Consider the following 24,079-nt stretch of genomic DNA (forward strand, 5'->3'; position numbering starts at 1 on the left):
GGCCAGCAGCGGCCGCAGCAGCTCCACCTGGACTTCGACGTGGACGATCTCGAGGGGGAGGAGAAGCGGGCGCTCACCCTCGGCGCGACCGTGCTGGAGCGGACGGACCAGCTCCGGCCGGAGGCAACTGGCGGGTCTACGCGGACCCGGCCGGCCACCCGTTCTGCCTCTGCCTCCACTGAGCCCCACGCGACTGACCATCTTGGCGTTGACGGTCCAACCCCACCCGGACGCCACAGGCTCTTCGGCCGCCTGATGGTCGTACCGCCCACGCGGCTGTGTCTGCGCAACCGGTGACGCTGCGACAGCCGCAAACCTCCCGGCCCCGCCACCGAAGTCCCCGCATCGCCGACCTCGCAGCACACCTGCTCGAAGACGGACGGCTCCCGCCCGTCGGCGCGACATGCTCACTGGGGGGGTGATCCCTCGACACGTCGCGGCTTTGTCAGGGCCGAGTCAGGACGGCTCCCTTTCTGTGGCCGTGTCGTGCCGGAGGGCCTCGGCGACGAACTGTACGAGGTGGCGGCTGTCGAGGCCGGCGAGGTCGCGTACCTGGGTGCGGCAGGAGAACCCGTCGGCAAGGATGTCCCGGCCCGGGTCGGCGGATGCCTTGGCGAGGATGCCGCTCTGTGCGATTTTCTCGGAGACGTCGTAGTGGCCCTTTTCCATGCCGAAGTTCCCGGCAAGGCCGCAGCATCCTGCGGAGGTCTCGACGTCGCAGCCCATGGCTTCCAGGAGAGCCTGATCGGGGCCGAATCCCATGACGGAGTAGTGGTGGCAGTGGGGCTGGACGAGGAGCTTCGCGGTTGCCTGCGGTGGTGTCCAGTTGATGGAGGTGAGGAACTCGGCGATGGTCTTGACCGAGCGGGAGAGCTCGGTGGCGCGGGGGTCGTCGGGGAGGAGTTCGAGGAGGTCCGAGCGGAGCGTGGCGGTGCAGCTGGGCTCAAGGCCCACGATGGTCCTCCCGTCCCTGACGTGGGGGTGGAGGAGGTCGAGCGTCTTGCGGAGCTTGGCTTTGGCGGCGGTGAGTTGGCCGGTGGAGACAAGGGTCAGGCCGCAACAGGCCCCTGGGCCGGCGATCTCGATGTCGCACCCGGCGGCGAAGAGGACCTTGAGGGCATCCCGGGGGATGTCCGGAGCCATGGCGTCCGAGAAGGAGTCGACCCAGAGGAGGACCTTGGGCCCGTCCGGCTTCGTTCTGCCCCGCTTGGACGGCTTGTTCCAGCGGAACGGCTTGAGGGGCAGCCGCGGTAGCGACCGGCGGGTGTCTGCACCCATCATGCTCATCATGGCTTTGCGAAGCGGGGATATCCGGCCGACGAGGTTGACGAAGGGGGCCAGTGGCGCGGCGAGCTTGAGCCACTGCGGAAGCCGGCCGAGCGTGTAATGGCTGAGCGGACGCAGACGCCCCTTGTAGGTCTGGTGGAGTGCCTCGGACTTGTACGTGGCCATGTCGATGCCTGTGGGGCAGTCGTTCGCGCAGGCCTTGCAGCTCAGGCACAGGTCGAGGGCCTCATGCACTTCCGGGGAGCGCCAGCCGAGCGTCACGACCCCGCCGTTGAGCATCTCCTGGAGTGTTCGCGCGCGGCCTCGGGTGGAGTCCTTCTCGTCCCGTGTGGCGGTGTAGGAGGGGCACATGAAACCGCCCTGCTCGCGCAGGTCGGACCGGCACTTGCCCACCCCGACGCACCGGTGTACGGACTCAGTGATGTTTCCTGCGTCGTGCGGGAAGGCGAAACCGTCAGTGGCGAGGAGTTGGAGGGCCTGAGGACGACGGAGATCGGCGTCGAGCGGTGCCGGACGGACGACGACACCCGGATTCATGAGGTCCTCGGGGTCCAGGAGGGCCTTGAAGTCCTCCATCGCGCGCAGGGCTGTCGGGCTGTACATGGTGGGCAGCAGCTCGGAACGGGCACGCCCGTCCCCGTGCTCGCCGGAGAGGGAGCCGCCGTGCTCGGTGGCCAGGGCCGCGGCACGTTCGAGGAACCTGCGCATGAGCGCACCCCCGGTTTCGAGCGGGAAGTCGATGCGGACGTGGACGCACCCGTCGCCGAAGTGGCCGTAGGCCAGCCCGGAGACACCTTCCTCGGTCATGAGGGTTTCGAGTCCGCGCAGGTAGTCTCCGAGCCTCTCCGGGGGGACAGCGGAGTCCTCCCAGCCGGGCCATGCCTGTTCGCCGGTGGACGTGCGGCCGGCCAGGCCGGCGCCGTCGGCGCGGATCTGCCACAACCTTGTCGCCTCGGGTCCTGTGGGCAGGACTGCGGCGTCAACTGAGCTGGAGGCGGCGACGAGCTGATGCCCTGCCTCGACCGCCTCCTGCGCGGTGGCGCCGCCGACTTCCGCCATGAGCCATCCCGCGCCCGCGGGCAGCGTCGGGACGTCCGCGCCGCCGTGTGCCCGGCGGGTGACCTCGACGAGCTGTGCGTCCAGGCCCTCCAGGGCGAGCGGGTGCAAAGGGAGCAGGTTCGGGACATCATCCGCGGCGGCGGCCATGTCGCTGTAGCCGAGGACGGCCAGAGCCGGAGCCGGTGCCCGGGGGACGAGCCTGACCGTGGCTTCGAGGAGGATTCCGCAGCTGCCTTCGGTGCCCGTCAGGGCGGCCGCGAGGTTGCGTCCGTTTTCCGGAAGCAGGTGTTCGAGGGAGTAGCCGGAGATCTGGCGTCCGAAGCGTCCGAACTCGGTGCGCAGCACGGCCAGGTTTTCCGAGACGAAGGACCCGAGACCGGGCACCACGTCGAACGCATCGGTCCCGGAGCCGGCCGTGATGATCTCACCGCGGCCCGTCAACCAGGTCATTGACACGACATTGTCGGCAGTGCGCCCGTAGGAGAGGCCGTGCGGGCCGCACGCATTGTTGCCGATCATGCCCCCGATCGTGCAGCGGGTGGCGGTGGAGGGGTCGGGGCCGAACCGCAGCCCGAAGGGCAGGGCCGCGTTCTGCAGCGTGCTCAGGACGGTCCCGGGTTCGACCACAGCCGTCGAGGATTCCGGGTCGATCGAGAGGATGCGGTTCATGAAACGGGAGAAGTCGATCACGAGTCCGGCGCCCACGGCGTTGCCGGCGCAGGAGGTGCCACCTCCCCTGACGGTGACGGGAATCCCGTGGGTGCGGGCGATGCCGAGAGCTGCGACCACGTCGTCCTTCGACTTGGGCGTGACCACGGCCCGGGGGACGACGCGGTAGTTCGAAGCGTCGGTCGAATAGAGAGCTCGGGTCAGGGACGAGTGATCGACGAGATCGCCAAAGCGTTTACGGAGGTCGTCGAGGAACACCTCGGCGGAGTCTTTCGGGGAATCGGTCACGTTCGAGGCCATGTGCGCGCTACTCCTGGTGGGCCATTGGTCTGCCGAGGTGGGTATGGATCCGTGTCCACCGGAGCCGTGTCTGTGTCCTTGGACGAGCTTGCAAACGGACCGGAGAGACCATGACGTCTGCGTGGTTCAGCCGCTTCCCTGGCTGGCCGTCAGGGGAGAACGAGTTTCCTGGGTGTGTCGCCGGCCGCGGCCCGAAGCCGGCCGAGGTCCAGGCCTTGGGCGGACAGCGCGGCGATGAGCTGTTCGAGGGCGGCGGGAGGTTCTGGGCTGTCGGGTTGTCCTGCGTCGGAGGAGAGGACCAGACGTGGCCCTGCCGCTCGGGCCACTGCGGCCAGTTCGGAAGCTGTGATCCCGGGCTGATGGAACAGTTGGTAGGCGGTGATCTCGACGTGTGCGCCCTTTTCGGCGAGCTCGGCGATCTCCTGCGCCTTCATAGCGGGGACGGTGTAGGAAGGGTGCGTGAGCAGGAACCTGCTGATATTCCGGTCAAGGGCCTGTCGGAACAGCCACCTGCACTCCTCGCCACTGAGGTGCCCCGTACACAGCACCGCGTCGTGCTCGGCGATCAGATCGAGAACGAGGGTTACGTCTTTCGTGGCTTTGTCGTCCGGGGAAAGGACCGGGGGGACGGACAGCACGGAGCGGTCCAGTCGCTCGTCCAGGTCTCCCAGCCGTGGCAGGTGTGCGCTTTCCTGGGTGTGGGCGTCCGCCGTGGGGAACCACACGACCCGACCGCCTGTGGACAGGGCTGAGAGGACGGCTGCCGGGTTGATTCCGCCGACGGCACGGTTGAGGGCGATTCCCCCCACGACCTCCAGCCCCGACGAGCGGCTGAGGGCGCTGGCCCGGCCCACGGTGGATTCGTGGTGTGCCTTCAGTACGAAACCGCTGTACCCGGCCGTGGCGTAGCTTTGCCCGATCTGGTCGTCGTAGCCGATTCGTTCGAGTACGTCGGGGGCGGCATGGACATGGACGTCAAACACGTGCCTGCCCCCCTGGGGATACGCGGCCCGGCCCGAGCGCATGAGCCAGGACATCGGTTCGGGCCTCCGCGAGCACGGGGACTTCGGCCCGGAGCCGGCGCAGGGCCGTCATGTCGAGCTCGGTTACGGTGGCACCGGGCTCGCTCCCGAGTTGTGCCAGGACGTTGCCGTCCGGGCCCAGAACGCGTGAACCGCCCCAGAACCGGGCCCCGCTGTCTGTGCCGCAGCGGTTGACGAAGACGACGTAGCACTGCATCAGCACGGCGGCGTGTTCCAGGATCACCTCCCACGTGCGACGGATTCTCGCGGGGTCGGCCCCCTCCATACTGGCCACCGGCACGACCAGGACTTCGGCCCCGTTCTGAGCCGCCAGCCAGGGGATGACCGGATGCCACATGTCGTTGCAGATGGCCGTGGCGATCCTGGCGGTGCGGAAATCCGCGGTCCCGAGCTCCGTGCCGGGCTGGAACGAGAGGTGCTCGTTCCACGGCGCGTAGGAGACGGGGTGGAGCTTGCGCTGCAGGAACCGGTTCTCGGTCAGGTGATCGGGCAGCAGGTAGGTGTTGAAGGGCCGGCCGGAGGCGCTTCTCTCGGCGAAGCCCACTGCGACTCCTTCGGATGCGAGTACCTCGAGCCGAGGGTCGTCGCTGTCGAACAGATCTGTCTCCCTGTGCGGAGCGAACCCGTAGCCGTTGGCCGAGAGCTCCGGGGTGAGGGCGAGATCGATCGGGCCGAGGCTACGGCGCAGTTCGGCGATGCGGTCGAGGTTGTCCTGCGTCGCGCCGAAGACAGGCGCGGTCTGGATGAGTCCCACCCGAAGCGTGTGACGTTCCTGACCAGGTGTCACTTCAGCTTGTTGGCGCTGAGCCATTGGTCGGCGACCTCCTCGGGAGTCTTTCCGTCGACGTCGAGCTGCGCGTTGAGCTTCTGCAGCTCGGAGGTGGTGAGCAGTTTGCTCACCGGGCTCATCACCGTCCGGATCTGCGGGTATTTCTTGAGGGTGGCCCCTCGGACGTTGAGGGAGAGGTTGTACGGCGGGAAGAACCTCTTGTCGTCCTTCAGCACGGTGAGCCCGAGGGCTGAGATCCGGCCGTCGGTGGCGAAGACCTCGCCGAAGTTGCAGGGGTTTCCCTTTGCGACGGCGTTGTAGATCGGACCCTCCGCCAGTTCTGCCACCTTGTCCTTCGAGAGGCTGAAACCGTAGGCCTTCTGGAGCCCGGGCCAACCGTCGTCGCGGCCGAAGAACTCCGAAGCGCCGCAGAAGCCGGCACTTCCCGGATGCGACGTAGCGAGTTCGGCGTAGTCGGAGAGCGTGGAGACGTGGAGCTTCTTCGCCTTCTCGGTCTTCACCGCGACGGCATAGGTGTTGTTCGCCGCTGCGGGCGGGAGCCACACCACGTTGTTCTTGGCCTTGTCCATGGCGCTGAGCTTTTGGTACAGGGTGTGCGGGTCGGTGACGGCCTGCCGCTGCTGCAGGGCCAGCCAGCCGGTGCCGGTGTACTCCCAGTACATGTCCACGGCGCCGCTCTTCAGCGCGGCACGGACGGCATTGCTTCCGCTCATGCCGCAGGTGCGCTTGACCTTCGCTCCCTGTGACTCGAGCCGCTCGGCGGTGATGGCGCACAGCAACAGCTGCTCGGTGAAATTCTTGGAAGCGACTTTCAGAGTGGCCCCCTTCAGGGGACCGTCCTTCGCGGGGCCTCCGCCCGCGTCCGGCCCGCTGCTGCTGAGAGCGCAGCCACTGGTGAGTACAAGGCCGAGCAGACCTGTGGCAGCGAGCATGGTGTTGCGCATGCGGGACTCCTTTCATGGTGGGTGATGACGCGTTCGGTGCGGGCAGCAGGGAGGGGTCTCAGATGCCGTGCGGGCGCAGGACGCGTTCGGCGAGGCCGGCCAGCCAGTCGACGGTCAGGGCCAGGGCCATGGTGAGGGCGCTCCCGACGATGAGCACCGGCATCCTGTCGAGGGAGATGCCGGCCGAAATGATGGAGCCGAGGCCGCCGGCGTTGGTGAATGCGGCCAGGGTGGCCACTCCGACGTTCAGGATCAGCGCCACACGGATGCCTGCCAGCATCACCGGGACTGCCAGCGGCAGTTCGATGGTGTAGAGCACTTCTCTGGAGCTCATGCCCATGCCACGTCCTGCGTCGATCAGCGCGGGGGACACCTGACGGATCCCGACCATGGTGTTGCGCAGCACGGGGAGGAGGGCGTAAAGCACGAGCGCCACCACGGCCATCGAGAAGCCGACGCCGAAGACCAGGGCCAGCACCACCAGCACGCCGACGGACGGCACTGCCTGGCTGGCGTTGGCCGCCGCGAGCACGATCCCGCCCACCTTCCTGGTGGCGGGCCTGGTCAGAAGTACCCCCAGGGGGACGCCGACAGCGATGGTCAGGATCGTCGATACGACGACGAGCTGGACATGCTGCCAGAGCGCGGTCAGCACGACCCCGGGGGCCAGGCTACGGGTCTCGATGGAGTCGAGTTGGAGGGAGCCGACATAGGCCCAGACGGCCCCCAGGAGAACCAGGACAACCAGCGGCAGCACCCAGACCGTGGAGCGCCGTGTGCCCGGTACGGACACTTCCTCGACGGCCGCGCTGCTCACGAGAGGACCTTCGTCGGCTGGGCGGCGGCGGTCAGCAGGGACTGGAGGTCGAGGTAGCGACTGCCGTCTCCGGGTACGCTGACTTCAATGCCCTCTGCCCGGGAAGCCAGCACGAGCTCGAGCGCCCTGTGAACCGTTTCCCCGGCGTCAATCGCGATGGTGCTCGGTATACCGGACGCGTCGGGCGAGGAGGATGCCATGACGTCTGCCACCTTCAGAAGAGACAGCCGGCGTACCGGGGCACCGGATCCGACGAAGTCACGTACGAAGTCGTCGGCGGGGTTGCTCAGGATCTCCAGGGGAGTGTCGAACTGGGCCAGGCGGGAGCTGGGCCCGAAGATGGCGATGCGGTCGCCCAGGCGAAGTGCTTCGTCGATGTCATGAGTGACCATGACGATCGTCTTGCGGATGCGCCTTTGGAGCCGCAGGAACTCCGACTGGAGCTTTTCCCGCGCGATGGGGTCGACGGCACCGAACGGCTCGTCCATCAGCATCACCGGCGGGTCTGCCGCGAGGGCGCGGGCAACGCCGACGCGCTGCTGCTGACCGCCGGACAGCTGCCTCGGGTACCTGCCGGCATAGGCGGCCGGATCGAGCCCGACCATCTCCAGCAGTTCTTCCGCTCGCTGACGGCGTTCGGACTTCTTCACCCCGAGCATCTTGGGTACGAGGGCGATGTTGTCCGCGATGGTCAGATGGGGCAACAGGCCGATCTGCTGGATGACGTAGCCGATACCGCGTCGCAGGCCGTCCACGTCGGCGTGGGTGACGTCCTTGCCCGCGATGAAGATCCGTCCCTGGGTCGGCTCGACGAGGCGGTTGATCATCCGTAGCGTGGTGGTCTTCCCGCAACCGGAGGGGCCGACCAGGACGACGAACTCTCCTCGCTTCACCTCCATGGAAAGCTCGGAGACGGCCGCCTTCTCCTGGCCTGGGTATCGTTTGGAGACGCCGTCCAGGAAGATCACGGCGTCCGGGCTCGGGGTGGACCTTTCAGACATTCAATCCTCGCAAGGCGGTGATCTTGGCTATCACGATGAACAGCAGGTCGAGGACCAGAGCAACGAACATCACTCCGATCACGCCCGAGAGGGCTTCCTCCAGCGCGTTCGCTCCCCCGATGCGCTGCAGCCCCTGGAAGATCAGCTCTCCCAGACCAGGGCCGTTCACGACGGCTCCGATGGCTGCGGTTGCGACCAGCATGATCGTGGCCGTTCGGATCCCGTTGAGAATGACCGGCCAGGCCAGAGGCAGCACGACGGTGCGCAACCTCTGTTGCGAACTCATGCCGAGGCCGCGTGCCGCCTCGACGACGGCCGGATCGACTTCTTCGATGCCGGTGACCGTGTTGCGCAGGATCGGGAAGATCCCGTAGACGGCGAGAGCCACGATCGTCGGGGCCACGCCGAGTCCCAGGACGGGGATCATGAGGGCGAACAGGGCGAAGGACGGGATGGTCAGCAGGGTTCCCGTCAGTGACAGCAGTCCGTGGCGCAGGCGCGGCGCGCACTGGGTCAGGAGGGCGAGCCCGATTGCGATGACCGCGGAGATCCCCACGCTGATCAGAACGAGCTCGATGTGCTGTTCGGTCAAGAACAGCAGGCGATCGGCATTGGCGGCCATGTAGGCGATGAGTTTCATGGGGTGGTCGACCTTTCGCGGGCACAGTTTCGAACCGCGTTGAGGATCGGTCGCCGCAGGCCGGTTGAGTCGGACTCGGGCAGAGGTTCGGCAAGATGGTGCACGGTTGGTGTCCTGGGCTCTAGGGGATCGGTATCGGTGGGAGCCGGCGGCCGTCGGGGACTGCTCGGCCCGTCAGGTCGAGGAGCGCGGGTCGGAGCAGAGGGAGGTCTGCAGGGCCCGCACTGTCGAGAGCAGGTGCCCGGCGAATGCCTGGATGTGCGGCTCGATCCTGAACGCGGGACCGGAAATGTTCATCGCGGCTTTGATCCGGCCGGAGAAGTCCCGCACCGGTGCCCCGATGCCCAGTAGCTCCGGGTCGAAGATCCGGTTCGCGACCGTGTATCCCCGCTTGCGGGCCTCCTGCACCCGGGCGAGGAACTCGACGGCTTCGCGGGCCGAGATCCCGTCGTCGCCGCGCCGGACCATCTCGAGGATGTGGTCGTCCTCATGGTCCATCAGTAGGGCCATGCCGCTGGAACTCCTGGGCACCGGTACCGTACGGCCCACCCAGTGCACGGCCTCGATCGATCGCCGGGAGCTCTCCGAATGCACGGTGAGCACCTCGCCATCGCTCAGAACAGTCAGGTAGGTGCGCTCCCGGACGGCCTCGGTCAGCCTGAGCATCACAGGGGCCGCGAGTTTGGTCAGCCGCTGGTCCCCTGCCCGCACCGCCAGTGCGAAGAGCCGCCAGCTCAGCTCGTACCGCCCCGAGGGGCCCCTGGCAATCAGCCCCGCGTCGAGCAGGCTCTTGAGCTGCCGTGACACGACGGACTTCTCGCGTCCCAGCATTCTGGCGACATCCGCCACGCTCAAGCCGTCCGGGAAGACGGCCGGATCAGCCGACGTGAGTGCGTCCAGTATCGCCATCACCCGCGAAGCGCCACTCTGCGCCGAGGAACTTTGATTCTGCTCAAGAGCCATCCCGGGATCCTAAGGACAGGGTGTGATAGACGCAACGCCAGTTGCATTAATTACAACGCTGGTTTTACGGGCCGCCTTCTGCCGCGGGGCGGCCCCGGTGAGGGTCAGGCCGAGATGCTCCGGGCGGGAGCAGCGGAGGCGCTGAAGGTCTCGTCGAAGAATTCCTTCAGGCGGTCGCACAGCAGCAGGAACTCCGGGTGCTCGCTGTACATGAAGTCGTTGTGCCGCCCGTCGACCGTGTAGAGGGTCTTGGGCGAAGCGGCCGACGCGTACAGGGCCAGGGCCTCGGCATAGGGGTGCAGCGTGTTCCGCTCGCCGTGCGCGATGAACAGCGGTGTGGGCGAGAGGCCAGCCACCACTTTCTCCACATTCAAGTCCAGGATGGACTCCGTGAACTGGAGCCTGGTCGGGTGCCCGAAGCCGTATATCTGCGCCAACTCCTTCTGGACGTAGTCATCGGTGGCAGGGTCGAGCGGATAATGGATAAAGGTGTCCGCGAGCTTGGACTCGCCCTCCTGGACCCGGCGCACCCGGTCTCCCTCCACCTCATCGACGATCTTCAAGAACTCGTCATAGGTGTGGATGGACTTGAGCCAGCGCGCCCCGTCGTAGAACCCGTTCAGGGAAGCCACGCCCGCGACCTTCCCGCCCTGCGCGGCGGCAAGGATGACGTTCGCAGCGCCCATGCCCCAGCCGATGAGGCCGACGCGGCGGGGGTCGATGTCTTCTTGAGAGCTGATGAACGTCACGGCGTTCCGCACGTCCTGGGCCTGTTCCTCGATCAATACCCGGCCCTTTTCCCCTTCACTGTCCGCCATCCCCCGGTAGTCGAAACCCAGGCAGACGAAACCACGCTCGGTCATCCGCCCGGCGAACATCTTCGGGTAGAACTCGTTGAACCCCTGATAACCGGAGTTGATGACGAGGGCCGGGGGCTGCCCGCTCTCAGGCAGATCATCCGGGTAGTAGATGGTGGCCTTGAGGCGGCTGCCCTCGCTGTAAAAAGTCGTTTCCTTCTGGATCACGGTGATTCCTTGTACTAGTCCGACCGAGTGGATCGAGACCTCTGCCCGCTCTCGGGCTGACGCCTTTCTCCGCATCCGTTCGCGGGAAGACCGACGTAGATTGCCGAAAACGTGCCGCAGATCTCAACGGGTTCACCATCGCGAGAGGATGCAGCAAGCGCAACGGGGCGATGCAGATTATGCAACCGCACGCAGGGGTGCAGGGCGCTCGCGCCCGGTGAGACGACACTGCTTTGGGCGCCCCCATCGGCGCCGGCGGCAGGGCGGTGACAAGGCGACATGCCCTCGATCGCCGGAGGAGCCGAAATCAGCCCTCCCGGCGATCGAGGACAGCCTTGGAGCCATGGCCGCCCTGTGTCAGTGCTGTACCACCAACTCCGCCACCCCGACCGGCTTCTTCGCGTCAGCCGCGTGTACGGACACCCGCACGTACCGTGCTGTCGCGGACTGCCCTGTCGCGGCCTGCCAGTGCTTCCCGTCCACCGACGTGCTGATCCGGTACGAGGCGGGGCGCCGGTCCGTCCAGTGCGGGGTGATGCCGGAGATGTGAGTGTTGCGGCCGAGGTCGGCGGTCAGGCTGCCGTCGGCGCCGTTGGGCACCCAGGCGGTTGCCGTGCTGCCGTCGACTGCGGCATCCGCGTACTGACCCGGCTGCTCCGAACTCGCCTGCGCCGTACGGCACCGGGCCATGTTGTCGGTCGGGACCTGGTCGGGCCGCCGGGTTTTGAGGACGGCGGGTGCGGAGGCGCTGACGATCTGCGAGCCCTGCGGTCCCTCTACCTCGAAGGGCGCGCCGTGCGTCAGCCGCACCGTGGTCTCATGGGCGCCGATCGCGATGTCGTACGTCCGGCCCTGCCAGCGCAGGCCCTTGAGCTTCACACCCTGGCTCAGCTGCGGCGGCAGCACCGGGTCGAGGTGCACCCGGGCCTCGCGTAGCCGCTGCCCGGTCAAGCCGTTGGTGAAGGTCTGCAGGAAGCCGCCCTGGCCGGTCACGAAGTCCTGGGCCGGGGAGCCGGACAGCGGGTCCGAGGCACCCGCCTTGTCACCACGCGCCTCCGAGAAGACGTCGAACGGTCCGCGCACGAACGGCTTGATGGCCCGCATCAGATACGTGTACGTGGCACAGCCGGGCTCGCCGATGGAGGCCGCGTCGATGGCGTGCACCGAGTCGGTCATGGCCGGGCCGTCGGGGTCGGTGCGAGCGGCGTAGTAGTCGAGGGTATTGGTTGCTGCGCGCTTCGACATGGGCCACTCCAGCGGGTACATCAGCAGCACCGTGTCGGCCTGCTTGATGGCGGAGCCCTTGTAGCCGTCGTACTGCTGGAAGACCTGCTTCTTCGCGTCGTAGGGGATGCGCAGCTTGTCCGCGATCGTCGTCCAGCTCGCGGGGGCCTGTTTGCCGAGCAACCGGGCGACGTGGGTGGCGGTACGCAGGGCGGTGGCCGCCCCGGCGTTGGTGAAGACACCGTCGTTGACGCCGTTGCTGTACTCGTCGGGACCGGCGACGTTCTTGATGGAGTAGCTGTCATCACTGTTGTGTGTGACGCGTCCGGCCCAGAATTGCGCGATGCCCTCGATGACGGGCCAGCCGCGGGTACGCAGCCAGTTGGTGTCCTTGGTGGCCAGGTAGTACTGCCAGGTGGCGAGGGAGATGTCGCTCTGGAGATGGTTCTGGGTCTTGCAGTGCGGCGGATCCCAACTGTGGCACTCGGTCCACAGGTTGCCCTTGCTCGCACTGGTCCACGGGTAGAAGAGACCCGGGTAGCCGAGCTTCTTCGCGTTGGAGCGGGCGCCCGCACGGGTGCGGTAGCGGTAGTCTACGACGGACTTGGCGAGGTCGGGGTGGGCGGCCAGCAGGCTCGGGTACATCCACGTCTCGGCGTCCCAGAACTTCAGTCCGGCGTAGTTGTCGCTGGTCAGGCCGGTAGGCGAGATGCTGTCGGAGGAACCACGCCGGGTGTTCGACAACAGCGCGTACTCGGCGGAGCGCACCCAGGACTGCAGGTCGCCGCCGCCGGACACCTCGATGTCGCTGCGCCAGAGCCTGTCCCAGGCGGCGGAGTGTGCGGCGGCGAGGGCCGGCCAGCCGCGGCGTGCGGCACGCTGCGAGGCGGCAACGGCGGACCGCTCGGGATCCTTCGAGGTCAGGGCGGTGTCCACGCCGACGTACTTGGTGAGCTCGTAGGAGCGGCCGGTGTGTACTGGGAACCCCACGGACTGGTGGGTACTCAGCTTCCTGGCAGGAGCCGACCGTTGTTCACTTCCTGTACGAACTCTCTTGCCGGTACGCAGGGAGGAGGCAACGGCGCCGACGGTCTTGGTGCCATCCGCACGGAACGCGACGTCCATGGTCCGGCCGCCCGGCCGGGCCCCTCCGCCGGTCTGCGCGACGCGGCGGGCGCCGCGCCCGTCGATGAGGTCGGTAACCTTGGCATTCCCGTTCCAGTGCGGGGACATCCGTAGCCGGACTGCGCCGACGTGCGCCTCGGTGCGGTCGGCGACCACGTCGTAAACGAGGTCGGTGGCGCGGCCGTCGGTCGCTGTCCACGTCAGAGATGTGTGCACCAGGCCGTGCCGCATGTCGAGCGTTTGCCGATAGTGCGAGATCCGGCCCGCGGAGGTAGCGGAGGTGAACGTCTCCGCGTTTTTGCCACCGGTGCTCACCGTGAGCGGCGTCCAGGTCGGGATGGCGGCCGCGACCTGGCGGTTCTCGGTGGTCTTCGGGTTGTGGGCGTACAGACCGGCGACGAAGGCCCCGTCGTAGCCGGGGGTGTACAGCGGCCAGCCGGTGCGGGTCTGGTTGGTGGTGGCGTATCCGGCGCCGTTCGGCGGGATGCGCTGCCCGAGGTAGCCGTTGCCGACGTAGGCGTGTGCGTTGTCCTTCGGATCGATGTGCGTGGACGTCAGTTGCCAGTTTCCGCCGCCGGACGGGTCCGCGGTACGGGCGGCGGGGGTAGCTGAGGGATGCGCCCCGGCCGGCGCGGCCGAGGGGAGAGTAGCGGTGAGGACGCCCGCGAGGAGAAAGGCGAACAGCCGTGCCGTGTGTGGGTGGTGCTTCATCGTTCTCCGGTGGATCGCGAGGGTCACAGTGAAGTTCGCAGCGACGATAAAGTTATGAACGATGCCCGTCAATGGCCTGCGCAATGAATTCAAGAAGCGAAGACACTGTGCCCGGCCTTCACCTTCGTGCAACCGTCAGTGGGTGACGCTCTGCGCGCTACGCGGACACGGGGACCCAGCCCGGGTCCTTGCTTATGCGGAGACCGCCGGGGAAGGCAGCGACGCACCCTGCGGCGCGCTGATCGATCTCACCCGCGCTATCGACGCCGGTCGCTGCGACGCGTATGACGCAGCCGACCGCATCCGGTCCTGGTGGATCCAGCACAGTCGCCGGGTGACCCTTCGGCACTGGCAGGCTCCCACGCATTCCCCCATCGGGAGGGATCAGGTGGCGAGGGAGCGTGAGGCCGCCATACCGGCCGGCCTCCTCGACCTCCGTAAGGTGGAGCGCTGCGGCCTCCTGCGTGCCTGAGACGTCACGAGTGGCATCACGAAGACCCGTCCAAGTCCACGGTCATCCGCCCTGCGGCGTCCGGGCGGCTTTGTGGGGTCGGAGGCCACCGGCGCGGACGCGGCCGGCTCGGGCCGTGGCATCGTGCCGTCCGCGAGGCAGTCCCCGCCCAGCGTGACCGCGAGGGCCACGTCCAGCAGGATCTTGGCCGGATCGTGCACCGCCTGCGGACGTCGCCACGGCGTCAATGCCGTCGATCTCCCTTGGTCCGACCCCCGTCTTCACCTGGGAAGCGGCTCCGGCGGTGGCCGAACAAGGGGATGCCCGCGTATGTCGGAGGGAAGGCCGCTGGCGGAGCTCAGCGTAGGCCGGCGAAGAGGTCGTTCTCGGGGAGGGGCGCGCCGGTGGTGTCATGGACCCGGACGAACGTTTCCACACCCATGAGCTGAGTGAACCCTTCCTTGCCCATGCGTAGGAAGAAGATGTTCTCACCCTGGCTGGCGTGCGCGGCCAGCGCGTCGAACTTCTGGCCGGCGAACTCAGTGGTGTCCACCCACGTGGTGATCTCCTCGTCGGGCAGGCCGATTTCGGGGACCGCTTCGGCCTCGGACAGATCCGGCTCGTCCCAGTCCGCGCCGAACTCGCGCATGATCTTCCCGAACTCCTTCATCATCGAGCGCGGCGCCGTCGTCCAGTACACCTTGGGGGTCATCCCGGTCAGTGACAGCGCCGCCATCGTGATCCGATTGGCCTGGATGTGATCGGGGTGGCCGTAGAACCCGTTCTCGTCGTAGGTCACGACGACATCGGGCTGGTAACGCAGCATCAGTTCGGCCAGCCGAGTGGCTGCCTCATTCACGGGCGTACTCCAGAACGACCCAGGCGCGGTGTTGGCCGGCCAGCCCATCATCCCGGAGTCGGCGTACCCGAGCAGTTCAAGATGACCGACCCCCAGGACTTCGCAGCTTGCTTCGAGCTCGCCTCGGCGCATCACAGCAACGGCAGCCGGATCGTGCCCCGGTTCGCCCGGTTTCGCACCCCCCGGACCGTCACCGCAGCCACCGTCGGTACACGTAACAAGCACTGTGCGGAAGCCCTCCGCCGCATAACGCGCCAGCACACCCCCCGTTCCGGTGGCCTCGTCGTCCGGGTGGGCGTGCACTGCCATCAGCGTCAAAGGCCGGTCGGCCATGAAATCCATCCTCTGGTCGGTCAAGCGATCGGTGCCAGTCTGCGGCACGGCGGTACATGACCGCCCGCAGACCGCCCGAGTCGTCCGGTATGTCCTGGGATGCGATCGGCCTTGGTTCGCCCACTCCTGTTCTTCATCTGCCGTTTCAGACCGGGCCATGGTGGTGTTCCTTGCTGTCGGGCTCTGCACGGCGCACTGGGGAAGACTGTGATGTGCTGCACCCGGAGGCTCGAGTGCGCTGCATGGCAAGCGAGTTGGATCCGGCATGCTTCCGGGGCGCGCGGGCCGTAACCTCGGTGGCTCCCCGTGTCGAAGCGCGGGCCGTGGGGGGGGGGTCGGGAGACCTCCCGCGCAGATCCGCGACCCCAGCAGCCGCAACCCACGCCGGGTTGAGTAACGAGCGAGGAACCGCACCGCAAGGCGCCCCGTGCTGGTAACGCCCAGCGCGGGCGCCCACTTGGTCGCACACGGCTCAGTGGAGCGAACGGCCCGGCGGGTCAAGGGGCCCCGGTCCCGATTCGGCACAGGGCTATTCCAGCCTTTCACGGGTACACGTGTCCGGCGTCCTCCTGATGAAGAACGCATGCACGTATCACCTGTCGAAGCAGTGGGAGATGGCATGAGGATCGGCCGGTCGGCTTTGGCGCTGTCCCGGACCGCGGATGTGCTGGCCGGGCGATATCGCCTCGACGCGGTCATCGGCTCGGGTGGCGCCGGCGACGTCCACCGAGGTTTCGACCTACGGCTGAAACGGCCGGTGGCAGTCAAGGTCTTCCGCGCCGGCGCCGATATCGACATGGAGGAACGCTTCCACAACGAGGCGATGATCCTCGCCCGGTTGCAGCATCCCGGCCTGGTCACCGTCTACGATGCCGGACGGCACAACGAGCGCGCCTACCTGGTCATGCAGCTGATCGAAGGCCCTACGCTGAAAGAGCGCATCGCCGCGGGTCCCCTGGATTCCGGCGAGACCGCCGCACTAGGCGCCGGCCTCGCCCAGGCCCTGTCCCACGCGCATGAGGCAGGGGTCGTTCACCGCGACGTGAAGCCCTCGAACATCATTCTGGACACGTCCGGCCACCCTCACCTGACCGATTTCGGCATCTCCCGGTTGCTCGACGCCACCGCTCGCACAGCTACCGGCACACTCATCGGCACCGCCGCCTACCTGTCCCCCGAGCAGGTGCTCGGCCAGTCCGTCGGCCCGCCCGCCGATATCTACGCCCTCGGGCTGGTACTCCTCGAATGCATCACAGGCAGGCTCGAATACGACGGTGGCCCCCTGGAGGCCGCGATCGCGCGACTCCACCGGCGGCCCGAATGGCCCGATTTCCTGCCGGAAGAGCTGGTGGCTCTGCTGCGGGATATGAACGCCATGGAGGCGGCGGCACGCCCACCGGCACCCGACTGCGCTCGGATACTGACCGCCCTGGCCGACGCGGCCCCTTCCGAGTCCGTTCCATCCTCGGCCGACGTCACGAGCCTGGTTCCCGGAGAGGCACCGGCGCGGGCCGACCTCACACACCAGCTTCCGTCGCACGCCGCAGGGGCGGCCGCGCCGAAGTCCGCACCCGCACGTGCACGCATGGCGGTCGCCGGCGGAGCCGTCGCGCTCGCCGCTGTCATGGCCGCCACTGTCGCCGTCTCCGACGGCGCTTCGCCCCAAGGAACCGGTGACAACACGACCCGGGCCACTAGCAGTCCCTCCGCGAAAGCCGACCCTCCAGGCAGGCCCGCTGACAGGAACGAGGCGGGGCCTGCGGCTCCGACGTCCTCCACCCGCGAGGCCTTCGCCGCTCAGGTCCGTGACCCCGCCCTCGATCACAGCACCAGCCCTGCCACTACCACTCCGAGCCGGGAGCCGGTCGCCGACAGAGCCGTACCCGGCACTGCAGCACCACCTTCACACCCCACCTCGGGTGACAAACCGGCCGGCCGGCCCAGGGGGAAGTCCGATAAGGCCACGCATGCCAAGCCCGGGACGCAGGCCCGCGGCAAGCGGTCGGGCAAGACTGAAAAGCCTCAGAAGAGGCCCCGGACGCGCGAATAGGAGTAACGCAGGGGGATCTACATCCGGCGGAACGACCGGCAGCAACCACTGGATCAGCGCGACCGTGTGCGGACAGGTCGCGACGCTGGAGCGCCTCCGCGTCGATCGGCAACTCGAAGTGGCCCTGGTCCACGGGCCCGACCCGCTCCACCTTCGCCGGGGTGTTCGGGCTCGACGACAAGACCGCGATGCGCTACGCGGACTCCGCGCGAGCACTACTGGAACAGACCGCGCGGAACATCAGCTTCGATGGTGTCCGGGCTTCTGCCGTCAGTTTTCTGGGAGCCGCGACGGCGCAGGTTTCAGTCCGTCCAGGGTGAGGTCGAGGAGGCGTTCGGCCTGCTCTCGCTGCTCGGGCTTGGCCGAGGTGAGGGCGATACCAGCGAGGGCGGCGAACATGTCGGTCGGGCTGATGTCGGACCGGATCGTTCCGGCAGCGGTATTGGCGTCCATGAGGGTGGAGAGGGCGGCCTGAATCATCTCGTGGCTGTCGGCGTAGGGATTGGTTCCCGAGTTGACGACGGCTCGCAGGGCGTCGGCCATGCCGAGTTTGGCGGTGGCGTAGTCGATGAAGCGGCGAGTCCAGGCTCGCAGGGCCTCAGGCGGCGACATCGCCGCAAGGAGGCCGGGGACGGCGTCGCACAGCCGGGCCACTTCGTTGCGGTACGCCGCCTCGATCAGAGCTTCCCTGGTCGGGAAGTTGCGGTAGAGGGTGCCGGTTCCCACGCCCGCTTCTCTGGCGATGCGCTCGAAGTGGGCATCCAGTCCCTCCTCAGTGAACACGCGCACCGCGGCGGCCAGGATCTTGTCCCGGTTCCGCTGTGCGTCAGCCCTCAGTGGGCGTCCTGCGTCCCGGACCATCAATGGCTCTCCCCTGTCTCCATTTGCTAAGTGGAGGAGCCGCCACTTAACGTGGATGAAGTGGCGGAGCCTCCACTTTCACTGTAGGGCATGGCCGCCCCCACTTCTCTACTGGAAGGACTGTCCATCATGTCGGGAATCGAAGGCAAAGTCGTGGCGATCACGGGCGCCAGCAGCGGCATCGGTGAGGCGACCGCGCTCCTGCTCGCCGAGCGCGGCGCGAAGATCGCCCTCGGGGCACGCCGTCCGGAGCGTCTTGAGGCCCTGGCCGCCCGCATCGAAAAGGCCGGCGGTGAAGCCGCCTGGGCCCGCACGGACGTGACGCGACACGTGGACCTTTCCGGCCTCGTCCAGCTGGCACGCGATCGATACGGCAAGCTCGACGTCCTCGTCAGCAATGCCGGGATCGGTCTGATCTCCCGTCTGGATGACCTGCGCGTCGAGGACTGGGAGGAGATGATCGACGTCAACCTCAAGGGGGTCCTGTACGGGATCGCCGCAGCCCTTCCCGTCTTCCGGGAGCAGGGTTTCGGGCACTTCGTCAACACCGTGTCCACCGCCGGACTGCGCATCGTGCCGCTCCAATCGGTGTACGCCGGCACGAAGAACGCCGTGCGCACCATCTCCGAGGGCCTGCGCCAGGAGGCCGGCGACAGCCTGCGCGTGACCGTGGTCTCGCCCGGCGCCGTCCGCACGGACTTCGCAGAGCGCATGGATCCGGCTGTGAAGGACCAGATCGACAAGATGATGGAGATCGCTCTTTCGCCGGACGCGGTGGCCCGCGCCATCGCCTTCGCCATTGAACAGCCGGACGGTGTCGATGTAGGTGACATCGTCGTTCGCCCCACCGCCCAGGGATAGGCCTGCGCAGTCACGCCGCACCACACACACATTCCCTTGGCCCTGGCCAGGCAACGGCGCCCGGCGAAGTCCAGGTCATCGATGTTGACGCCCAGGATCTCCTCGGCCCGCCCGGCGGTCTCGTAGAGCATCCGCCGCAGCGCCTTCTCCCGCAGGTGCACCTCGCGCCGCGCGATCAGCCGGGCGACTGCCATCTTCGAGCGGGCCCGGGTTTCGGAGTCCGGCACCGCCAGCCGCTTCGCCCAGGCCGGGATTACCGGTCCCTCGTAGCCGTGCTCACGGCACCGGCCGAGCCAGGACAGCACCCCCGCCCGGCGGGAGTTCCACGTGTTGACCACCGCGGTGCCCCGGAGCAGTTCCAGGGCCTCGCCGATCTCGCCGTCCACGACCGACGCCGGAGGCCGGGCCTCGCCGAGCCGTTCAGCGGTCTTGCCCACCCCGATCCCGTAGTTGCGGACGGTGTCCGGGTTGCCGAGCGAGTCGAGAAACACGTCCGCCGCCGCGCAGACGGTCAATGCCTTCACGGCCGGCAGCTGTGCGACGGTGGGCACCGCTTTCCACTTGCCACAGATAACAGGGACGCTTCCCGTAGCGGCCGGAGAACGTCACCGCAGGTGACGGCCCAAGTTACCGCAGAGAGGCGGCCGTTGTCTGTGGGTGACTTCAAGATCGCCGCGCGCCCGACGGCCCGTCAGGCGCCCACCAGGCCGACAGATGCTTGGCGCCGGTTTTCGTTCCATGTTCTTCGAACCCCTGGTGCGCAGGCATGATGCCGGCCCTGTCTGTCGATCATGGATTGCGGTGTTCGGGGCACACGTCCGTCGACGAGGTTCGTGACGGTGTGGAGGAGGCTCAGTGCTGATACGGAAGAGCAGGAGTGAGGCGAGCCGCCCCAAAACGGCGGGATCGCTGCGCGGGCCGGTCGTCGCCCTCGCGCTGGTCGGTGCCCTGCTCTGCGCCGCCGCGCTCCTTTTCTTGCGATTCGCTCACTGGGCCGGGGCGCATCCGCTCGCTGCCGTACTCCTGGGGCCGTTCGCCATTCCCGTGCTCTACATCGTGTTCCGTGCGATGCCGAGGGCCCGGGAGCTGCGCCGTGCCGCCCGCGCAGGGATGGCTCAGGCTGATCGTGAACTCGCTGAGACAGCTCAGAACAACGACACACCCACCCCCTTTGCGGCCGCCCGGAGCCAGGAGCCTGCCGGCTCCACGCCCGCCGTGGCTCAGGAGGGGTTGACCGCGGTACTGCCCCAGCCCACCCCCGACTTCTCGGCTCTCGACCCGGAGGGTTTCGAGGCCGCCGTCGCCGCGCTGTGCGAACGAGACGGCTGCCGCGAGGTCGAGGTTGTCGGTGGCGCCGGTGATCTTGGTGCTGATGTCGTGGCGATCGCCCCCGATGGCCGGCGCGTCGTGGTGCAGTGCAAGTTGTATGGCCCTACGAACAAGGTCGGCTCCCAGGAGCTCCAGCGTTTCGGCGGTACTTGCTGGACGATTCACGGGGCCCAGCTTGCCGCAGTCGTGACAACCAGTCAGTTCACGGAACCGGCTCAGGAGTACGCCGCGGCGTGCGGTATCCGGTGCGTGGACGGTGCTCGTCTCGCTGCCTGGGCGGAGGGTTCGGGGCCGGCGCCCTGGGGGCCCTCGATGGTGGACGAGCCCGCCTCGGACCAGGTGGGCACTGCCTTGGACGAATCCACCGTCTGACCCCCCCCAACTTCTACGGCGGCCGATGCCGTCTCCCCGGCAGGCCCCGATGGCGCCGCGGACGGCAACCCCTACATGTGCCGTCTGCCGTCCTGTGCGAGTGCGGCAGGTTCTGGACGTCGATGTCGGTGCGAACGCGGTGCGCTGGAGCGTGGGGTCGGCTGCGAAGCCCACCAGCTCTTGCTTCGATGATGGTCGTACTATGGACCGAGTACTGACATACCCCAAGGAGTCGTCGTGGCCCGTCCCCGTGCTGCTGCCCGGACTGTGGAGCACCCCGACCTGACACAGGTCTCGCTGCAGCAGGTTCTGGAGGCGCTGGCGGATCCGGTGCGACGGATGGTGGTGTCGCAACTGGTGCGCGCTGGTGAGGACCTGAGCTGCGGCACGTTCGCAGCGCCGGTGTCGCTGTCGACCCTGACGCATCACTTCAACGTGCTGCGCGGGGCGGGCCTCATCCGCCAGTACTACGTGGGGACGACAAAGATGAACGCGCTGCGCACCGGCGAGATGGAGAAGCGGTTTCCCGGCCTGCTGTCGGCCGTGATGGCCGCCTGCGCCGCGGAGGCGGCGGGCGCGGCCTGAGACTCCTGACGTACCTCGGCGGGTACATAGTTCGATGGATGTCGAAATTTGACGGTCATCGAAGTCTGGGGCACGGTAGTGGGTGACGTCCGGATACTCCGGCGTTGCTTCCCGACCCTCACCCCTGGGACTGATGCACCATGACAAAGCTTGTACAGTTCGACCGGCTCGGCGGCCCCGAGGTCCTCACCCTCCGCGACGTCGAGGTACGTTCTCCGGGCGCGGAAGAGGTGCGGATCCGGGTGGATGCGATCGGCCTGAACCGGGCCGAAATCATGTACCGGGAAGGCGCCTACTTCTACCAGCCCGTCTTTCCCTCCACGCTGGGTTACGAGGCCGCGGGAGTGGTCGAGGCGGTCGGGGAGGGCGTGGACAGCGTCGCCGCCGGCGACCTGGTCGCCGTCGTTCCGTCGTTCCTGCAGAGCGAGTACGGCACCTACGGCGACCACGTGATACTCCCGGCCTCCGCCGTGGTTGCCCGCCCCGCGAACGTCGCGGCCACCACAGTGGCGGCGATGTGGATGGCCTACATCACCGCCTACGGCCCCCTGGCTGAGAGCGGCCGGGTGCGTCCGGGAGACTACGTGCTGATCACCGCGGCCTCCAGCAGTGTCGGCCTGGCGGCCATTCAGATCGCCCGTCACATCGGCGCGATCCCCATCGCCACCACGCGCGGGCCGGGTAAGAAGCATCGCCTCCTGGACGCCGGCGCGGCCGACGTCGTCGTCACCGACGACGAGGACCTGCCCGCGCGGATCCAGCAGATCACCGGCGGTCAGGGCGTGCGCCTGGCATTCGATCCGATCGCCGGTCCCGGCGTCGAGACCCTCGCCCAGGCCATCGCTCCCGGCGGCCACCTGGTCGTCTACGGCGCCCTCGACCCGCGCATCACGCCACTGCCGAACGCGCAGTCCTTCCCCGCACTCAACAGCAGCACCTACACCCTCTTCGAGATCACCTCCGACCCCGAGCGCCTGCGTCGCGCGGTCGCGTTCGTCAACGCGGGTCTGGCCTCAGGTTCCTTCACGCCGGTCGTCGACAAGACCTTCGACCTCTCCGACATCGCCGGGGCCCACCGCTACATGGAGGCCAACGGCCAGGTCGGCAAGATCGTCGTCACCGTCAACCACGACGACACTCCGTCCTGAACTGCCCGCTCGCCGAAGTCCCAGCCCTCCAGGTCGGGGCCGGGCCCGACGCCCACCCGGCCCGCCGGCTCGGCCGTCGTATGGCGCCTCAGAGGGCCGCTGACCATGGCGATCAGCCGGCGCCGGGTCGACCTCTGAGCCAGCGCCTTCGCGGTGGCCTCCCCCGCGTCAGTCAGCGGAACGTCGGGGCGGCCGTCGGTAGCGGCGCTCCCCGTCGAACCGAGCAACGGCCGGCACCAAGGCCTCTTGTGCCCCCGGTCGGGTCCGACCGGGGCACTGCCCCTTACCGCATCGTCATCGGTCGGCGACTCCACCGCGCCTACCTCGGCCGTTGTGAGCTTCCGCCGAACCTTGCTCCGCGCCGCGGGCCGGCCCGTTGCGAACGGAAGGTCTAGAAATCGACCTTGTCGGTCGTGGTGACGGCCACGTGCATGTTGCGTTCCATCATGATCAGTGCTGCCCGGGCAAGATCATCGTGGATATGGGCTACGGCGTCGTCGGGAACCGTCACACGCAGGTGGCGGATGTGCGCGTCGAGAGCCGAGTACAACACGCACTGTTCGGTGACCTGGCCGGTAAGAACCACATGGTCCACGCCGAGCCGGGACAGCAGGTAGCTGAGAGGAGTTTCGTAAAAGATCGAATGTCTGACCTTGACCACGAACAGCGAATCCTCGCCCGGCTGGACAGGTCGGACCAGTTCGGGTTTCGGTCCCGCCAGGGCAGCCGCGACGAGTTCCCCGTGATGAGAGCGCCATTCACCGAAATTGTCGTTGACGTAGATGACCGGCACGCCCTGGGTGTGCGCTCGCTCCAGGAGCCGGACGATCTGTGGCAACGCCGCGCGTGCGGACGGGACGAGAAGCTCCGCGTCGGGGTGATCATAGGTGTTGATCATGTCGATCACGATAAGAGCGCTTTTCCCCATGGGGACATGATGTCAGCCTGCAAGGCGTCTGCACGTCGACCACCCCCGCAGATGGCGCCGCGGGCGTGCCCGGGCCCGCGTACGTCCCTTACGGGCAGACTGCGCGGCCCTGAGCGGCTCCACCGACCACGCGTGGTGTCCCGGCTGCTCACAGTGGCAGTCCGCCGACCGGATAGGGCAGAAGTCCGGCGCGGTCCGCTCCCAGGAATGCGCCTTCTGGGCTTCACGCATGTGCGCGGGCGTCTTCGGTCACGCGAAAAATCCTTGAAGCATCGTGTGCTCGTTGTCGGAGCGGGCACTGACGGACTGAAGCTGCCCAACGAATCCGGTCGCTGCGGAGGCACAGCGGGGCCACGGCCCGGGCGGGGTGCCATGGGGACCGTTGGCTGGGGTGCCGGCCGATGTGAGCTACGGCGACCCTCAAGCGTCCGTTCGTCGAGCTTGGCCCAGCACGGCGGCGTGGCGCAACGACCTCCGGGAGACGGCGGCGCGCTCGACGTTCGGGCCTTGTCGGCATGGGAAAGAACTTCTGGTTCCGCGGCTGCGTTCGCAGGCCGATGGGACGCCCGCCTGGCCCAACGACGCGTAACCGTACGCGGCGCGCCACCGCTTCGCGAGAAGCTTGTCGGTTCCATTGGATGCCAAAAGGCAAAGGCAAGGAGAGCTCTCTCCTTGCCACTCTCAACATATAGCGCGCTGGGGGG

19 protein-coding genes and 3 pseudogenes are annotated in these 24,079 nt (G+C 67.7%); 6 read left to right on the plus strand and 16 right to left on the minus strand.

All coding sequences use genetic code 11. The features are described 5' to 3' along the window. Window positions 1-182, plus strand: a pseudogene (locus AB0M87_RS30740) (VOC family protein); the annotation flags it as partial. A gap of 274 nt (window positions 183-456) precedes the next feature. On the opposite strand, the gene AB0M87_RS30745 reads toward AB0M87_RS30740, so the two are convergent. From AB0M87_RS30745 to AB0M87_RS30800, 12 genes and pseudogenes are all read right to left on the minus strand, one after another. Next, on the minus strand, window positions 457-3,315 hold the full coding sequence (locus AB0M87_RS30745) for an FAD-binding and (Fe-S)-binding domain-containing protein (protein ID WP_365858789.1): 2,859 nt from the start codon (window positions 3,313-3,315) through the stop codon (window positions 457-459). Window positions 3,316-3,464: 149 nt separating this feature from the next. After that, window positions 3,465-4,298, minus strand: a complete 834-nt coding sequence (locus AB0M87_RS30750; protein WP_365858791.1) for a DUF6282 family protein — start codon at window positions 4,296-4,298, stop codon at window positions 3,465-3,467. Next, window positions 4,291-5,112: a nitrilase-related carbon-nitrogen hydrolase gene (locus AB0M87_RS30755; protein WP_365858793.1), complete on the minus strand. Its 822-nt coding sequence runs from the start codon at window positions 5,110-5,112 to the stop codon at window positions 4,291-4,293. The genes AB0M87_RS30750 and AB0M87_RS30755 overlap by 8 nt, the downstream gene beginning before the upstream one ends. Before the next feature lie 29 nt (window positions 5,113-5,141). Further along, window positions 5,142-6,092: a glycine betaine ABC transporter substrate-binding protein gene (locus tag AB0M87_RS30760; RefSeq protein ID WP_365858795.1), complete on the minus strand. Its 951-nt coding sequence runs from the start codon at window positions 6,090-6,092 to the stop codon at window positions 5,142-5,144. 58 nt (window positions 6,093-6,150) lie between these two features. Then, window positions 6,151-6,909 (minus strand): ABC transporter permease, encoded by a 759-nt coding sequence (locus tag AB0M87_RS30765; RefSeq protein WP_365858797.1) that lies wholly within the window; start codon window positions 6,907-6,909, stop codon window positions 6,151-6,153. Further along, a complete protein-coding gene (locus tag AB0M87_RS30770; RefSeq protein WP_365858799.1) occupies window positions 6,906-7,910 on the minus strand; it encodes an ABC transporter ATP-binding protein in 1,005 nt (334 codons plus the stop codon). Before AB0M87_RS30770 ends, AB0M87_RS30765 begins: the two co-directional genes overlap by 4 nt. Beyond that, a complete protein-coding gene (locus AB0M87_RS30775) occupies window positions 7,903-8,550 on the minus strand; it encodes an ABC transporter permease (protein ID WP_365858801.1) in 648 nt (215 codons plus the stop codon). Before AB0M87_RS30775 ends, AB0M87_RS30770 begins: the two co-directional genes overlap by 8 nt. 174 nt (window positions 8,551-8,724) lie before the next feature. Next, on the minus strand, window positions 8,725-9,513 hold the full coding sequence (locus AB0M87_RS30780; protein ID WP_365858803.1) for an IclR family transcriptional regulator: 789 nt from the start codon (window positions 9,511-9,513) through the stop codon (window positions 8,725-8,727). A gap of 104 nt (window positions 9,514-9,617) precedes the next feature. After that, entirely contained in the window at window positions 9,618-10,538 is a 921-nt protein-coding gene (locus tag AB0M87_RS30785) for an alpha/beta fold hydrolase (RefSeq protein WP_365858805.1), read from the minus strand. A gap of 357 nt (window positions 10,539-10,895) precedes the next feature. Beyond that, window positions 10,896-13,598, minus strand: a complete 2,703-nt coding sequence (locus tag AB0M87_RS30790; protein WP_365858807.1) for a discoidin domain-containing protein — start codon at window positions 13,596-13,598, stop codon at window positions 10,896-10,898. Between the two features lie 543 nt (window positions 13,599-14,141). Beyond that, window positions 14,142-14,312 (minus strand): annotated as a pseudogene (locus AB0M87_RS30795) (IS1380 family transposase); the annotation flags it as partial. Window positions 14,313-14,407: 95 nt separating this feature from the next. Next, the gene (locus AB0M87_RS30800; protein ID WP_365858886.1) at window positions 14,408-15,241 is read right to left on the minus strand and encodes a PIG-L family deacetylase; all 834 of its coding nucleotides are present in this window, start codon (window positions 15,239-15,241) and stop codon (window positions 14,408-14,410) included. Window positions 15,242-15,860: 619 nt separating this feature from the next. Here AB0M87_RS30800 and AB0M87_RS30805 point away from each other — a divergent pair. Further along, the gene (locus AB0M87_RS30805; protein WP_365858809.1) at window positions 15,861-17,291 is read left to right on the plus strand and encodes a protein kinase; all 1,431 of its coding nucleotides are present in this window, start codon (window positions 15,861-15,863) and stop codon (window positions 17,289-17,291) included. Between the two features lie 270 nt (window positions 17,292-17,561). Here the strand turns inward: AB0M87_RS30805 and AB0M87_RS30810 are convergent, their stop codons facing one another. Beyond that, window positions 17,562-18,152: a helix-turn-helix domain-containing protein gene (locus tag AB0M87_RS30810; RefSeq protein ID WP_365858811.1), complete on the minus strand. Its 591-nt coding sequence runs from the start codon at window positions 18,150-18,152 to the stop codon at window positions 17,562-17,564. A 129-nt stretch (window positions 18,153-18,281) separates the two neighbouring features. Here AB0M87_RS30810 and AB0M87_RS30815 point away from each other — a divergent pair, with 129 nt between their 5' ends. Next, window positions 18,282-19,013 (plus strand): SDR family oxidoreductase, encoded by a 732-nt coding sequence (locus AB0M87_RS30815; protein WP_365858813.1) that lies wholly within the window; start codon window positions 18,282-18,284, stop codon window positions 19,011-19,013. Window positions 19,014-19,045: 32 nt separating this feature from the next. Here the strand turns inward: AB0M87_RS30815 and AB0M87_RS30820 are convergent. Further along, window positions 19,046-19,564, minus strand: a pseudogene (locus tag AB0M87_RS30820) (site-specific integrase); the annotation flags it as partial. Window positions 19,565-19,922: 358 nt separating this feature from the next. Here AB0M87_RS30820 and AB0M87_RS30825 point away from each other — a divergent pair. The 3 genes from AB0M87_RS30825 (at window position 19,923) to AB0M87_RS30835 (ending at window position 22,447) form a co-directional block, all read left to right on the plus strand. Continuing rightward, a complete protein-coding gene (locus AB0M87_RS30825) occupies window positions 19,923-20,714 on the plus strand; it encodes a restriction endonuclease (protein WP_365858888.1) in 792 nt (263 codons plus the stop codon). A 237-nt stretch (window positions 20,715-20,951) separates the two neighbouring features. After that, window positions 20,952-21,299, plus strand: a complete 348-nt coding sequence (locus AB0M87_RS30830; RefSeq protein WP_365858815.1) for a helix-turn-helix domain-containing protein — start codon at window positions 20,952-20,954, stop codon at window positions 21,297-21,299. Window positions 21,300-21,439: 140 nt separating this feature from the next. Then, window positions 21,440-22,447, plus strand: coding sequence for a zinc-dependent alcohol dehydrogenase family protein (locus AB0M87_RS30835; protein ID WP_365858817.1), 1,008 nt, complete (start codon window positions 21,440-21,442; stop codon window positions 22,445-22,447). Here AB0M87_RS30835 and AB0M87_RS30840 read toward each other — a convergent pair. Together AB0M87_RS30840 and AB0M87_RS30845 are read right to left on the minus strand one after the other, a co-directional pair. Next, window positions 22,378-22,761 (minus strand): histidine phosphatase family protein, encoded by a 384-nt coding sequence (locus AB0M87_RS30840; RefSeq protein ID WP_365858819.1) that lies wholly within the window; start codon window positions 22,759-22,761, stop codon window positions 22,378-22,380. The genes AB0M87_RS30835 and AB0M87_RS30840 overlap by 70 nt on opposite strands. Window positions 22,762-22,838: 77 nt before the next feature. Further along, a complete protein-coding gene (locus tag AB0M87_RS30845) occupies window positions 22,839-23,375 on the minus strand; it encodes an isochorismatase family cysteine hydrolase (protein ID WP_365858822.1) in 537 nt (178 codons plus the stop codon). Window positions 23,376-24,079 lie beyond the last annotated feature (704 nt).

Source organism: Streptomyces sp. NPDC051320, assembly GCF_040682175.1.
GTDB lineage: Bacteria > Actinomycetota > Actinomycetes > Streptomycetales > Streptomycetaceae > Streptomyces.

Coding starts and splice junctions, on each gene's coding strand:
- AB0M87_RS30815 (WP_365858813.1), top strand. CDS start 18,282: ATGTCGGGAATCGAAGGCAAAGTCGTGGCGATCACGGGCGCCAGCAGC.
- AB0M87_RS30805 (WP_365858809.1), top strand. CDS start 15,861: ATGAGGATCGGCCGGTCGGCTTTGGCGCTGTCCCGGACCGCGGATGTG.
- AB0M87_RS30790 (WP_365858807.1), bottom strand. CDS start 13,598: ATGAAGCACCACCCACACACGGCACGGCTGTTCGCCTTTCTCCTCGCG.
- AB0M87_RS30835 (WP_365858817.1), top strand. CDS start 21,440: ATGACAAAGCTTGTACAGTTCGACCGGCTCGGCGGCCCCGAGGTCCTC.
- AB0M87_RS30800 (WP_365858886.1), bottom strand. CDS start 15,241: ATGGCCGACCGGCCTTTGACGCTGATGGCAGTGCACGCCCACCCGGAC.
- AB0M87_RS30780 (WP_365858803.1), bottom strand. CDS start 9,513: ATGGCTCTTGAGCAGAATCAAAGTTCCTCGGCGCAGAGTGGCGCTTCG.
- AB0M87_RS30810 (WP_365858811.1), bottom strand. CDS start 18,152: ATGGTCCGGGACGCAGGACGCCCACTGAGGGCTGACGCACAGCGGAAC.
- AB0M87_RS30775 (WP_365858801.1), bottom strand. CDS start 8,550: ATGAAACTCATCGCCTACATGGCCGCCAATGCCGATCGCCTGCTGTTC.
- AB0M87_RS30770 (WP_365858799.1), bottom strand. CDS start 7,910: ATGTCTGAAAGGTCCACCCCGAGCCCGGACGCCGTGATCTTCCTGGAC.
- AB0M87_RS30845 (WP_365858822.1), bottom strand. CDS start 23,375: ATGGGGAAAAGCGCTCTTATCGTGATCGACATGATCAACACCTATGAT.
- AB0M87_RS30760 (WP_365858795.1), bottom strand. CDS start 6,092: ATGCGCAACACCATGCTCGCTGCCACAGGTCTGCTCGGCCTTGTACTC.
- AB0M87_RS30745 (WP_365858789.1), bottom strand. CDS start 3,315: ATGGCCTCGAACGTGACCGATTCCCCGAAAGACTCCGCCGAGGTGTTC.